15 protein-coding genes are annotated in these 12,600 nt (G+C 70.4%); 10 read left to right on the plus strand and 5 right to left on the minus strand.

Translation table 11 applies throughout. The features are described 5' to 3' along the window. Positions 1–414: 414 nt before the first annotated feature. Positions 415–1,020 carry a GOLPH3/VPS74 family protein gene (locus ACWDEX_RS36585; RefSeq protein ID WP_450468913.1) on the minus strand — a complete coding sequence of 202 codons (606 nt, stop codon included), beginning with the start codon at positions 1,018–1,020 and terminating at the stop codon, positions 415–417. Between the two features lie 255 nt (positions 1,021–1,275). On the opposite strand from ACWDEX_RS36585, the gene ACWDEX_RS36590 reads away from it, so the two are divergent. After that, the gene (locus ACWDEX_RS36590) at positions 1,276–1,467 is read left to right on the plus strand and encodes an antitoxin (RefSeq protein WP_450468915.1); all 192 of its coding nucleotides are present in this window, start codon (positions 1,276–1,278) and stop codon (positions 1,465–1,467) included. A 133-nt stretch (positions 1,468–1,600) separates the two neighbouring features. After that, positions 1,601–2,089, plus strand: coding sequence for a type II toxin-antitoxin system PemK/MazF family toxin (locus tag ACWDEX_RS36595; RefSeq protein ID WP_450468917.1), 489 nt, complete (start codon positions 1,601–1,603; stop codon positions 2,087–2,089). A gap of 24 nt (positions 2,090–2,113) precedes the next feature. Here the strand turns inward: ACWDEX_RS36595 and ACWDEX_RS36600 are convergent, their stop codons facing one another. Both ACWDEX_RS36600 and ACWDEX_RS36605 read right to left on the minus strand, forming a co-directional pair. Further along, entirely contained in the window at positions 2,114–2,269 is a 156-nt protein-coding gene (locus ACWDEX_RS36600; protein ID WP_450468918.1) for a hypothetical protein, read from the minus strand. Between the two features lie 185 nt (positions 2,270–2,454). Beyond that, complete coding sequence (locus ACWDEX_RS36605; RefSeq protein WP_450468920.1) at positions 2,455–2,619, minus strand: hypothetical protein; 165 nt, start codon at positions 2,617–2,619, stop codon at positions 2,455–2,457. Between the two features lie 299 nt (positions 2,620–2,918). Between ACWDEX_RS36605 and egtA the strand changes: the two genes are divergently transcribed. From egtA to egtD, 4 genes are read left to right on the plus strand one after another with little or no spacing between them, the layout of a single operon-like run. After that, positions 2,919–4,193: an ergothioneine biosynthesis glutamate--cysteine ligase EgtA gene (egtA, locus tag ACWDEX_RS36610; RefSeq protein WP_450468921.1), complete on the plus strand. Its 1,275-nt coding sequence runs from the start codon at positions 2,919–2,921 to the stop codon at positions 4,191–4,193. After that, the gene (gene egtB, locus ACWDEX_RS36615; protein WP_450468923.1) at positions 4,190–5,506 is read left to right on the plus strand and encodes an ergothioneine biosynthesis protein EgtB; all 1,317 of its coding nucleotides are present in this window, start codon (positions 4,190–4,192) and stop codon (positions 5,504–5,506) included. The genes egtA and egtB overlap by 4 nt, the downstream gene beginning before the upstream one ends. After that, complete coding sequence (gene egtC / locus ACWDEX_RS36620; RefSeq protein ID WP_450468925.1) at positions 5,506–6,351, plus strand: ergothioneine biosynthesis protein EgtC; 846 nt, start codon at positions 5,506–5,508, stop codon at positions 6,349–6,351. Before egtB ends, egtC begins: the two co-directional genes overlap by 1 nt. Continuing rightward, on the plus strand, positions 6,348–7,376 hold the full coding sequence (gene egtD, locus ACWDEX_RS36625; RefSeq protein WP_450468927.1) for an L-histidine N(alpha)-methyltransferase: 1,029 nt from the start codon (positions 6,348–6,350) through the stop codon (positions 7,374–7,376). The genes egtC and egtD overlap by 4 nt, the downstream gene beginning before the upstream one ends. Positions 7,377–7,396: 20 nt before the next feature. Here the strand turns inward: egtD and ACWDEX_RS36630 are convergent, their stop codons facing one another. Beyond that, the gene (locus ACWDEX_RS36630; protein WP_450468929.1) at positions 7,397–8,653 is read right to left on the minus strand and encodes an extracellular solute-binding protein; all 1,257 of its coding nucleotides are present in this window, start codon (positions 8,651–8,653) and stop codon (positions 7,397–7,399) included. Between the two features lie 196 nt (positions 8,654–8,849). Between ACWDEX_RS36630 and ACWDEX_RS36635 the strand changes: the two genes are divergently transcribed. From ACWDEX_RS36635 to ACWDEX_RS36645, 3 genes are all read left to right on the plus strand, one after another. After that, positions 8,850–9,065 (plus strand): dodecin, encoded by a 216-nt coding sequence (locus ACWDEX_RS36635; protein ID WP_450468931.1) that lies wholly within the window; start codon positions 8,850–8,852, stop codon positions 9,063–9,065. A gap of 363 nt (positions 9,066–9,428) precedes the next feature. Then, entirely contained in the window at positions 9,429–10,655 is a 1,227-nt protein-coding gene (locus ACWDEX_RS36640; RefSeq protein WP_450468939.1) for a hypothetical protein, read from the plus strand. Between the two features lie 120 nt (positions 10,656–10,775). Beyond that, complete coding sequence (locus ACWDEX_RS36645) at positions 10,776–11,051, plus strand: hypothetical protein (protein WP_450468933.1); 276 nt, start codon at positions 10,776–10,778, stop codon at positions 11,049–11,051. 36 nt (positions 11,052–11,087) lie between these two features. Here ACWDEX_RS36645 and ACWDEX_RS36650 read toward each other — a convergent pair whose 3' ends face one another. After that, positions 11,088–11,540 (minus strand): TIGR03668 family PPOX class F420-dependent oxidoreductase, encoded by a 453-nt coding sequence (locus ACWDEX_RS36650; RefSeq protein ID WP_450468935.1) that lies wholly within the window; start codon positions 11,538–11,540, stop codon positions 11,088–11,090. 311 nt (positions 11,541–11,851) lie between these two features. Here ACWDEX_RS36650 and ACWDEX_RS36655 point away from each other — a divergent pair, with 311 nt between their 5' ends. Beyond that, positions 11,852–12,316 carry a hypothetical protein gene (locus ACWDEX_RS36655; RefSeq protein ID WP_450468937.1) on the plus strand — a complete coding sequence of 155 codons (465 nt, stop codon included), beginning with the start codon at positions 11,852–11,854 and terminating at the stop codon, positions 12,314–12,316. The last annotated feature ends 284 nt before the right edge of the window (positions 12,317–12,600 follow it).

A 12,600-nucleotide genomic window follows, 5' to 3' on the forward strand; every position in this document is an offset into this window, starting at 1 on the left:
TGTCGCAATCCACACCAGGCCAGAAGGCCCTCACCTATTTCAAGATCGATCAGTGGTGAGCCCTGTCACCGTCCACAACCTCCCGGGGCAGAACAATTAGGGCGTGTTTCGAAAGTCCCGCCTGCCCCGCGACGCCTGGCACGGCACTCCCCCAAGCTCTTCGAGCAGGGGGGACCCCCACGCCGCGTTGTCGGGATCGCCCGCGGCCCAGTACGCGGGCGACCCTCCGCCTTGCGAGGCACCGCACCAGACGCCGCGGGGCCCGCCCTTCGGGCGGACGACGGGACTTTCGAAACACGCCCTAGTTGTACTGCCCCCACGGGCGGCGTTCGCCCCGTCGTGAAGTGGCGGACATCGCCCTCGGGGGCACCGGCACGCCCTGGTGATCGCCCGCGGCACTGGCCGCTCCCCTGGTCACGGCCCTCTCCAGACGTTGTCGAACGCCGCCTTCTCGATGGCGCGCCGCTGTCGTACGGCGGTCAGTTCGGTCACCGCGTCATCGACGGCGGTCAGCACGGTCGTCGTCGCCTCGCCGACCTCGCCCGGAAGTCCTCCGACCGGCAGGTCACGGATCCCGACGGCCGTCGCGAGGGCGGCAAGCACGGGCTCCTGCGCGCCCCATCGGTCCGCCGCCTGCCGGCGAGCGAGTGAATCGGCCAGCGCCGCCTCTCCGGTCCAGGACGGCAGCCAACGGCGCCGCTGCCGCGTGAGTTGTCCTTCCTCCTCGAAGCCGGCCAGATACGCGGAGGACAGGCCGCGCCCCCTGCGCCACAGCCAGTCCTCGACCGACTCGTAGGGCATCTGCCGGATGAGCGAGGCCGCGGCCTCGTGCAGCAGGCGGTCGTCCGTCACCGGGGGGTCGCTCGGCACGAGGAGGTCTCCGTCCAGGGTGAGTGCCCGGACGTCCATGAGGTCGAGCAGCTCGGCTCCCGCGAGCGCGAGCGACAGGTCACCCTGTTCCACGGGACGGCGGGGAGCGGCGTCCAGAGCGACGATCAACAGGTCCCGTGCAGTGGTCATGCATGCTCCACGTCAAAGGCAGCGGTGGCACGTCGCTGAGCGGGCGCTCAACAGCCCGACCCTAGCGCGACTTCTTCCAGGACGGTCCGTCGACGCCGGAGCGGTGTCCGCCGGCCGGCGACGCCATGCCGCACGACCGCCCCTGTGGTGCGGGAAGCCGATACGGCCGTGTCCTGGCCCCGGACCGTAGCAGATGCACTCAGGCCGTGGGGCCGCGATTCTGGAGGCAGGGGGCAGACCGGTGAGGAGGACACGATGTCTGTGATGGACAAGCTCAGGCATCTGCTGAAGGGCCACGAGGACCAGGAGAGCAGAGGCATCGACAGGAGCGGTGACTTCGTCGACGACAAGACCCAGGGCAAGTACACGGACCAGGTGGACCAAGCCCAGGAAGTGCTCAAGGAGCGGCTGCGTTCGGATCAGCAGGACGATCCGCCCCAGCCCTGAGCCGGGGCAGCACAGACTCGGGCATTGGTCGTCCGCTCGGTAACGTCCGTGCGCTCAGGCCGGGTTGACGCCACCGCACCGCACGCGGACCCGGTCGCCGCACCACGTCGGCAAGGATCTACCGTGTAGCCGCGTGACTGCCTTTACCAATGAAGACGCTCCCGGCCGCTACGGCCCGTCCGCGACCACCGAGGTCGACCCTCGCGAAGTGGGCCGGGTACGGACCGAGTACTCCCCCGCGCACGACGGCGATCCCGACCCCGGCGAGATCGTCTGGACGTGGGTGCCGTTCGAGGAGAACGACGGGCGTGGCAAGGACCGTCCGGTGCTCGTGGTCGCCCGCGAGGCGGCCGGGACGCTGCTCGCCGTGCAATTGACCAGCAAACGGCATGACAGTGCGGCAGGGAGCTCGCAGGAGCCGCACCCGGGAAGCCGGAGCTTGCCCCAGTGGGTGCCGATCGGCAGCGGGCCCTGGGATGCCTCTGGGCGCGATTCCTGGGTGAACGTGGACCGCGTGCTGCGTGTGCACGACGACGGTATGCGGCGCGAGGCCTGTGCCCTTGACCGGATGCGGTTCGACCTCGTGGTGCGCCGGCTGCAGGAGCTGTACGGCTGGAACTGAGTGGCGGGGTCGGGGGGCACACACCTAAGCCAGGACGCTCTCGCATGCGGCTCGTGTCGGCGCCCCCGGCGTGCGGTCGAGGACGGCTGAGACGACCTCCTCGACGTACTCCTCGAACCGCCCCTCGACCAGCAGTTCACGGAAGGGCCCGGCCGCCTGCGCCGGGTCGTTCCGGAACATGCGCCCAACACCAGCCGCCGGTAGCCGCAGGCGGCAGCCGTCTCCAGGACCCGTTCGGCGCGCGCCGCAAGGGCGCGCGGCAACTCGGTCACGCGTTCCGGTGCCGTCTTTCCCCACGACACCGGCGTTCGGCGCCGCGGCGGTCAGGAAGCCGACCTCGGACGGCATGTCGAGCAGGCGTCGGATCACCCGATCGGCCGATGAGGCGTCGGGCCGCATCCAGGCTGGTCCACGCGGGCTGCCGCGACCGCCTCCACGAGGGTCGCCGTGCGCCCGCCGAACGTGCGCCAGGCACCCACCGCGACGACCTCCTGAGTCTGCTGCGCGATCCCATGCAGGCGTGCGCTCACGGCGCCACCCCCGTGGGCGCCGTGAGGACGCCGCGCGCGACCTCACCCGGCGTACCGCCGCTCTCCCCCGTCGTGCTCATGAACGCATGGTGAGCGATGCTGGTCCCACGCCGCAACGGAGTTTCCCGAGCCCGAAAAGCAACCGTTCTGGACCTGGAAACAGGAAGCAGGTCGCCCGGAAAGCACCACTGTGCACCCTTGTGCGAATCCATGCGAAGGTCTTGGGTGGGACGAGCCCGCCGAGCCGACGCATCCGACAGCGGGTCGGCGGCGTAATGGAATCTCAGGAGGATCCCGGCATGTCCGATTCGGTGAGTGACTGTACGGAGTCTCACTCCGCCGTCACCGAGGCCGAGGTGGAGGCGTTGGTCCGCGGCATCTGCTTCAAGACCGGACCGCCCCGCGCGCTCGGTGTCGAAGTGGAGTGGTTCGTCCACGAGCTGCGCAACCCGCGGCTCCCAGTACCACCCGAGCGTCTCGAGGAGGCCTACGCCGCGCTGCGGACCCTGCCCCTGCATTCGGCGCTCACCGTCGAACCCGGCGGCCAACTGGAGCTCAGCTCCGCCCCGGCGGCCTCTCTGATGGAGTGCGTCGGGTCCGTCTCGGCCGATCTCGACGCGGTCCGTGCCCTGCTGAGCACGGCGGGCCTCGGCCTCAGCGGCTACGGTCACGATCCCTGGAACCCCCCGCGCCGCTACCTGCGCGAGCCGCGCTACGACGCCATGGAGAGCTACCTCGACCGCACCGGTCCCGAGGGGCGGTGCATGATGTGCTCCTCCGCCTCCGTCCAGGTCTGTCTGGACGCGGGGTACGAGGAGCCCGGTCCACTCGGCTACGGGCGGCGCTGGTGGCTGGCGCACCATCTGGGCGCGGTGCTGGTCGCCGCGTTCGCCCACTCCCCCCTGGCCCGGGGCCGGCCGACGGGCTGGCGCTCGACGCGGCAGTCCCTGTGGGCCGCCATGGAGCCGGGGCGCGCCAGCGCTCCACTCGCCGGCGGCGACCCGCGTACCGCCTGGGCCCGACACGTGGTGGACGCGCCGGTGATGTGCGTCCGGGCCGAGAACGGATCGTGGCAGGTGCCGGAAGGCATGACCTTCCGGGCCTGGACCCGGTCCGCCCACCCCCCGGACCGCGGCGATCTGGACTATCACCTGACAACCCTGTTCCCTCCCGTCCGGCCCCGCGGCCACCTCGAACTCCGCATGATCGACGCCCAGCCGGGTGACGACGGGTGGATCGTGCCGCTCGCCGTGACGACCGCGCTGTTCGACGACCCCGAGGCCTCCGAGACCGCTTACCGGACCGTCAAACGCCTCGCGGAGCGGGCCGCCTCACGGCCTGCCCCGGGCAATCCGCTGTGGGTCACCGCCGCCCGCGACGGCCTGGCCGACCCCGAACTCCACGAGGTCGCCGCCGCCTGCTTCACGGCCGCGACCGAGGCGCTGCCCCGACTCGGCGCCACTGCCGAAGTCCTGGATGTCGTCACGGAGTTCACCGACCGCTACGTGGCCCGAGGCCGCTGCCCCGCCGACGATCTGCTGCTCAGGTTCTACGGGAAGGACATGCGCACATGACCGACGAAAGGTCACCGATCGATCCCGAAGCCCTCCGGGAGCGCGCCCTGAACGCGCTCACCAGGGCCCGCGACCGCACCGCGCTCCTGACCACCTGCGTCGACGAACCAGACCTCGTGGCCCAGCACTCCCCTCTGATGTCACCTCTGGTCTGGGACCTCGCGCACATAGGCAACCAGGAAGAACTGTGGCTGCTGCGTACGGTCGCGGGGCGTGAGGCGATGCGGCCCGAGATCGACGGGCTGTACGACGCCTTCGAACACCCGCGCGCCAAGCGGCCCTCACTGCCGCTGCTGCCGCCCGACGAGGCCCGGCGCTACATCACCGAGGTACGCGGCCGCGCCTTGGACGTACTGGAGAGCACGCCGTTCGAGGGCCGACGCCTGACAGAGGCGGGCTTCGCCTTCGGCATGATCGCTCAGCATGAACAGCAGCACGACGAAACCATGTTGATCACCCATCAGCTACGCAAGGGCCCACAGGCACTCACCGCACCGGACCCCGAACCCGCGCCCCCGTACACCGGCCCCTCCGAAGTCCTCGTCCCCGGTGGCCCGTTCACTATGGGCACCTCCGCCGAGCCGTGGGCGCTGGACAACGAACGCCCCGCGCACCAGCGCCTGGTCCCGTCGTTCCATATCGACACCACACCCGTGACGAACGCCGCCTACCAGGCCTTCATCGAGGACGGAGGCTACGACGACGAGCGCTGGTGGGCACCGGAGGGCTGGGCTCACATCCGCACCCACGACCTTCGGGCACCGCTGTTCTGGCGCCGCGAGGGCGGGCAGTGGCTGCGGCGGCGTTTCGGTGTCACCGAGGTCGTAGCGCCCGACGAACCGGTCCTGCACGTGTGCTGGTACGAGGCGGACGCTTATGCGCGCTGGGCGGGCCGCCGACTGCCCAACGAAGCCGAGTGGGAGAAGGCGGCCCGCCACGACCCGGAGACCGGCCGTTCCCGGCGGTATCCGTGGGGCGACGCCGACCCGGCACCCGAGCACGCCAACCTCGGGCAGCGGCATCTACGCCCCGCGCCGGCCGGCAGTTATCCGGCGGGTGCGTCACCGCTGGGTGTACGGCAGTTGATCGGCGACGTCTGGGAGTGGACATCGAGCGACCTGCTGCCGTATCCCGGATTCACGGCGTACCCGTACGAGGAGTACTCGGAGGTGTTCTTCGGGCCGGAGTACAAGGTGCTGCGGGGCGGTTCGTTCGCCGTGGATCCGGTGGCCTGCCGGGGCACGTTCCGCAACTGGGACTATCCGATTCGGCGGCAGATCTTCTCCGGGTTCCGCACCGCCAGGGACGCCTGATGTGTCGTCACCTAGCTTTTCTGGGGCCCGAGGAGCCGCTGGGACGACGCCTGGTCAAACCACCGCACAGCCTCTACCGGCAGTCGTGGGAACCGCGGCGCCAGCGGCACGGAACCGTCAACGCCGACGGCTTCGGCGTCGGTTGGTACGCGCCGGAGGATCCGGTGCCGGCGCGCTACCGCCGGTCCGGGCCCATCTGGAGCGACCAGTCCTTCACCGACCTGGCACGCGTCGTACGCGCGGGCGCCTTCCTGGGCGCCGTGCGGGACGCGACCGTGAGCGGTGCCGAGGGGGAGGCCGCAGCGGCGCCGTTCACCGCGGGCACCTGGCTGTTCAGCCATAACGGGGCCGTCACCGGATGGCCCCGTTCCCTCGCCGCACTCGCCCGGTCCCTGCCCCCTGCCGAACTGCTGTCGCTGGAGGCACGCTGCGACGCGGCGTTCGTATGGGCGCTGGTACTGCACCGGCTACGCGCCGGGGACGAGGAGGGACAGGCGCTGGCCGACACGGTGCTCGAGGTCGCCGCGGCGGCCCCCGGTTCCCGACTCAATCTGCTGCTCACCAACGGCGAGACGATCACGGCGACCGCGTGGGGTGACACCCTCTGGTACCTCACCGAACCCGGCCGCCTTCCCCAAGGCCCCTCCCCCGTCGTCGTGGCCTCGGAGCCCTACGACGACGACCCGCGCTGGCAGGAGGTACCCGACCGCACGCTGCTCATGGCAAGCCGCACCGAGGTCCTGCTGACCCCCCTCAAGGACCCCGGCGCCGACCCTCGCGACACCTCCCACGACGGCCCCCGCGACGACATGGCATCCGCACTGACCGAGGAGTCCAGCACGTGAGCCCGTTCCTTGTCACCCGCACCCTTCCCGAGGACGCCACGGACGCCGCGCTGCGCGACGACGTCCTGCACGGCCTCACCCTCCCCCAACCTCTTGACTCCTCCCCCGTTCGAGCAGGGGGACCCTCACGGACAGGGGCGAGCCACACCCTCAGGACGCTGCCGCCGAAATGGTTCTACGACGCGCACGGCAGCGACCTGTTCGAAAAGATCACCGAACTGCCGGAGTACTACCCCACACGCGCCGAGCGGGAGATTCTGGTCACCCGTGCCGGGGAGATAGCCGCCGCCACCGGCGCACGGACGCTGATCGAGCTGGGCTCGGGCTCCTCCGAGAAGACCCGGCACCTGCTGGACGCGCTCACCGGTCTGCGCACCTACGTGCCGGTCGACGTCAGCGAGAGCGCCCTGATCCAGGCGGGGCAGGCGCTGATCGCCGAGCGACCGGGCCTTGACGTTCACGCTCTCATCGCCGACTTCACCGGAAGCCTCGCCCTGCCCGAGGAGACGCCCGGTCCACGCCTGATCGTGTTCCTGGGCGGCACGATCGGCAATCTGTTCCCCGTCGAGCGGGCGGCGTTCCTCGCGTCCGTACGGTCCCTGCTGGGGCCCGGAGACGCTCTGCTGCTCGGCACCGACCTGGTGAAGGACGAGTCGGTACTGGTGGCGGCGTACGACGACGCCACCGGGGTGACCGCCGCGTTCAACAAGAACGTCCTGACCGTCGTCAACCGTGAGCTGGGCGCCGACTTCGACCTCGCCGCGTTCACGCATGTGGCCCTGTGGGACGCCGAGAACGAGTGGATCGAGATGCGGCTGCGGGCGCGTACGGCGCAGACCGTGAAGATCCCCGCGCTCGGCCTGGCAGTCGACTTCGCGGCGGGCGAGGAACTGCGCACAGAGGTGTCGGCGAAGTTCCGCGAGGAGGGTGTACGCCGGGAACTGGCCGCCGCAGGGCTGGAGTTGAGCCATTGGTGGACGGACGAGGCGGACAGGTTCGCGCTGTCGTTGAGCGTAGTGCGCTGACGACGGTACGCGGCGTGCGCTCACCCGTCGGCGAGTGTCCGTGTGATGCGGTGTGAGGCGCGGGCCGCCTCGGCCGCCGGGTCCGCGCCCTGCAGCACCCTGGTCATCCACGCCTTGATCGGGTTGTCCGCCTCGACCGCCGCCCACGCGGGCGCGGCGGGGGTCGCCCGGCCGTGCGCCGCGCCCGCGGCCATGGCCGCGGCGCCCTCCTCGCCCGCGACCGCTCCCGCCAGAGTCGTCTTGTTGGGCACGTAGTCCATCGTGCGAGCCAGATCGGTCTGCCAGGTGGTGCCGGCGAGTGCGGCGACGACGGCGGTCGCGCCACGGCGGTCGCCTGTGTTCTTGGGGATGACGAGGTCGGAGCCGCCGGTGAAGACGGCGCCGGGCCGGTCGGCCGTCTTGCCGGGGATGGGGAAGTACCCGAGCTTGCCCTTCAGTTCGGGGTTCTTCTGCACGATGGCCTGCGCGAGTCCGGGCACGGCCACGATCTGTGCCACGCGGCCCTGGGCGAACACCCCGGCCTGCGGCGGGTGTTCCTCGTCAGCGTCGACGGGTGCGTTCCCCAGTGCGTGGAGTTGCTTGTAGAACCGCATGCCGCGCAGCGCCGCGGGTGTCTGCAGTGCGCCTTCCCAACTCCCCGCCGAGGACTTCTTGGCAAGGTCGCCGCCCTCGTCCCAGATGAAGCCGGAAAGGGTGTACCAGTCCTGCCCGGCCAGGTAAATTCCCTGGTCGCCCCTGGAGTTGAGCTTCACGGTGTCCGCGAGCCACTCATCACGCGTCTTCGGTGGCTCGGCGATGCCGGCCTGGGCGAAGAGGTCCTTGCGGTAGATGACGACGCGGTTGGCGGCGTACCAGGGGATGCCGTACTGGTGCCCGCCGAAGCTGCCCGGCTGGGCGAGCCCCGGGAGCCAGTCGTCCTTGCCCCAGTCCCGCATCGACTCCAGGGTCAGGTCGAGTAGTCCGCCGCCGTCCACATACTGCGCGACCTGGGTGTTGCCGACCTCGACGACGTCAGGGCCGCCACCGTCGCTCCGCTTCAGCGCCGCCTGGACCTTCTCGCCGATCCCGGTCCACTGCTGAATGCGGATGTCCAGGCGCAGATCGCCGTGTGTTCGCTCGAACTCCCTCGTGAACCGGTCGAGAAACGCCGCCGACGCGCTGTCCTTCATCAACCACACCGTGACCGTGCGCCGACCGGCCCCGTCGCCGGGCAGGACCGCGCACGCGGTGAGAAGCGAGGCGGAAACACATATGAGGGCAAGGAGGCGATGTCTCACGGGGGGTCCTGTTCAGCCTTGCGGACAAGGGGGGAGGGGCCCGACGTGGGGGAAGAGCGGAACGCTCGTACGGGTGTTCCCGATTTTGGTATGGACCAATGCCGAGGGTCAAGAGGTGCTGTCTCGCGGCCCACGGTGCCGTACGGCACCGTGGAGTGACGCGCGGCACGCACGCCGCGCAGAGAGGAGCGCCGGTATGTCCGACCACACCTATCGGGTCACCGAGATCGTCGGCAGCTCGCCCGACGGCATTGACCAGGCCGTTCGCAACGGCATCGCCCGCGCCTCGCAGACCCTGCGCAACCTGGACTGGTTCGAGGTCACGCAGGTCAGGGGCAGCATCGAGAACGGGCAGATCGCGCACTATCAGGTCGGTTTGAAGGTGGGCTTCCGCCTGGACGACCTCGATTGACCGAGGGCCGTCGGTCCGGACCCGCGGCCCCGCGCCCTTCGGCGCGACGGAGATGGCCGCCCCGCGGGCGCGCACGCCGGCGAAAAGCGGCCGCGGACCACCCGGACGGGGGAAGCCCACGGAGGTCGGTCCACGGTGCTGCCGTATGGCGACTGTTCGCCGGTAGGGGCCTGACAGTTGTGACAGACCTTCCAGGTCTGCCACACCCCAGCCAGCACACCATGCCCCAACTCGCTCCCGGCTGACGGGATCACAGCGCCGCCACCCGGCAGAATTCACCAGTCTCAGCACTGCGTCACGTCAGATTCACGTACAGCAGTGGTATATGACCCATTCATGGCCAAACCTCACGTTGCGGACCGCATGCCGGTACCGCAGGGTCAAGATGTGAGCGCACTCTCACCCGCCCCCACACCCGAACGTGCCGGGGGCGCAGTCCGCCGCATCCGTCTGCCCCTTCGGATACGGCTACTGCCCGGCGCCGGGTCGGCCCTCGCGCTGTTCGCCTCCATCCGCTTCGCGGGTGTCGTCGCGATAGCCCTGGCGAACCATGTCGCCGGCCACGCACTCCTCAAGGGCCTGGCTCATTCCTGGGACTCACGCTGGTACCTGCACATCGCCGAGTACGGCTACGGCACCCGTGTCCACATCCTCGCCACCACCGGCGTCGTGCAGCGGGACTGGGCGTTCTTCCCGCTCTATCCAGGACTCACCCGTGCCGTGTACTCCGTCCTCCCGATCACCCCGGGTGCCGCCGCCCTGCTGGTCGCCTGGACCGCGGCGGGGGTGGCCGCGTACGGCGTCTACGCGATCGGCCACCATCTGTACGGGCGAGCGGTCGCCACCGCACTCGTCGGCGTGTGGGCCGCCCTGCCGCACTCCGTCGTACTCGGCATCGCCTACACGGAGCCCCTGCTCACCGCGCTCGCCGCATGGTCCCTGTACGCCGTACTCAAGGGCCGCTGGCTGTGGGCCGGTGCACTGGCAGCCCTCGCGGGCCTGTCGCGGCCCACCGGGTTCGCCGTGGCCGCGGCGCTGTGCGTCGTGGCGGCGTACGAGATCATCAGGCGGCGCGGCCGCGCCCCGCTCTCCCTGTGGATCGGCGCCGCGATCGCGCCGCTGGGCTGGGTGGGCTTCGTGCTGTGGGTCGGCGACCACACAGGTGATCTGCTGGGCGGCTATTTCAGGGTCCAACGCGGCTGGGACTCCCGCTTCGACTTCGGCGCCGGCTCGCTGCACTTCCTCAAGGGGCTGCTCCTGCACGGCGGCCGGGTCGTCTACCCGCTGGCTCTGGTGATCGTCGTGGCGGCCGTCCTCCTGTTCTGCCTGCTGTGCTTCGACCGCGCCCCTCTGGCGCTGATCGTCTACGCGGGCGTACTCCTCCTGATCACGGTCGCAGGCTCCGGGCCGTACGCGTCGAAACCGCGCTTCCTGCTGCCCGCCTTCCCCTTGCTGTTCCCGCTCGCGCGCAGCCTCGTACGGACCTGGAGGGTTCGCCCCCGGCACGCCTTTCTGCTCGGCGCCTCCCTCGTCACGCTCTCGGTGGCCTACGGGACGTATCTGATGACAGGCAGCCACACACCACTGTGAGCCCGGACGCCGCGTAGGCCGATTCCCCATCGAGCTGCGGCGCCCGGCTTGTGCCGGTATGACTCTTATGACGGTATGGGTAGATAAGGGCTATCCGGACTCTCTGAGGAGATGACTGCGATGTTCAGAAGGCTCATCGGACTGATCATCCTCGTGGTCGCGGGCGCCATCGCCGCTGCCCTGGTCTTCAGCAACCTGACCGGCGGCTCCAGCTACCCCGTGTCCTTCCTCGGCCAACACGGCTCCATGAACACGCTGGCCCTCCTGTGTACCGGCCTGGCCCTCGGGTTCCTCATCTCGCTGGGCCTGGCCATGATCCTGAAGGGAAGACGCCGTCGGCACAGGGGCGCGCGAGGCGCCCACGCGGGAGACGCCGAAGCTCCGCGACCAACGTGATGACGGGACCCGGCATGCGAGGCCGTGGCCTTCTGCTCAACGGTCAGGGCCTGCCCGCCAGCCGCTCCAGCGGTGGACGGTGACCTCGATCACCGGCCCGTCCGGCGGGTTGTCCTGGTACTGAGGATATTTCTGCTCAAGCAGGCCGATGGCCCGCTCGTACACCTGTCGGTCGCCTTCCGTGGGCGCGCCGGGAGGTACGGTTCGGGCGCCTCCGTCCGCCCGCACCCACCACAAGCGGTCCCAATCCTCGTCGTAGGCGTCCACCAGCAGGCACACGGCGGGGTTGACGGCGACATTGTGCAGCCGCTTCAGTCGCTGGGAGCTCTTCGGTTTACGGTCGACGGCCATGACGATCGTGTCCTCGTCCCGCCACGCGAACACGACCGGGACGAGATGGGGGCGCCCCCGAAAGTCGACCGTCGCCAGTCGTGCGACCCTGGCCCTGGTGAACCGTCGACGGGCCTCGTGCTCGGTCATCCGCGGCACTGTCTCTCCTCCCCGCCCGCCCTCGAAGTGGGCGTCCCCTGCGGTCCGGTGACATCGCGCGCGGGTGCCTGGCTGTGTACGCGCGACTTCTTCCACCGTCTCACCGTCCGCGGGTCCCCGGCCCCGAGCCGGTCCGGCTGCCGGGACGCCGGGGCCGGGGCACACTGGAAAGGCACCCCGTTCCGTTCCCGCGGGCGTGCCGATGACGGGGCTCACGCGTAACCGCGGACCGGTGTTCGGGACCGCCCCTGGTCCTACGGGGCCAGCCAGGAGGAGCCATGCCAGCGCCCTGCCCACCAGTACGCACAGGCGTGCGAAACCGTCTCAGTCGCCTGTTCGCTCGACGTCGTGCGACGCCAACCGGCCCCTCCCACGAGACCCAGCTCCGGGCCCTGACCGCGCTGCTGGACGAGGCCGTCACCGCCCAACTGGGAGCCGACCGCGCCGTGGCGGCATGCGGCGAGCCCGGCCCTCTACGCCCGGAGATCGCACAGGCGTGCGGACGGCACAGCGTGACCTTCCACCGGCTCAGCGGGCGGTTGCACAGCCTGCAGATGACGCACCCCGATCTCGTCGAGGCACGCGCACGCGCGGGACGACTGCTGGCCTACGACCAGTGGATGGTGCGCCAGGCGATGAACCTGGCGTTCACGGTGCACGCCGACGCGCGGACCGAGGCCGCACGGCTGCGCCTGAACGGCCTGGGTCGGCCTGCGGACGAGCTGCGCGGACTGCGGGACCTGCTCCGCGACCGCGCCGAGTGGAACAGTCCATGAGCATCGTCTGTCGGCTTAGGGCGTGTTTCGAAAGTGCCGCCTGCCCCGCGACGCCTGGCACGGCCCCTCGCCGCGTTGTCGGGATCGCCCGCGTACGCCCAGTACGCAGGCGACCCTCCGCCTTGCGAGGCACCGCACCAGACGCCGCGGGGCCCGCCCTTCGGGCGGACGACGGGACTTTCGAAACACGCCCTAGAAGACTCATGAAGATCTTGTTGAGGGGCTGTCCGGCCGCAGGCCGGGCGGCCCCTCGGTCTATGCGGTGGCCGCGCTGATCGTCCAGG

The sequence above is a fragment of the Streptomyces sp. NPDC001020 genome (assembly GCF_053599115.1).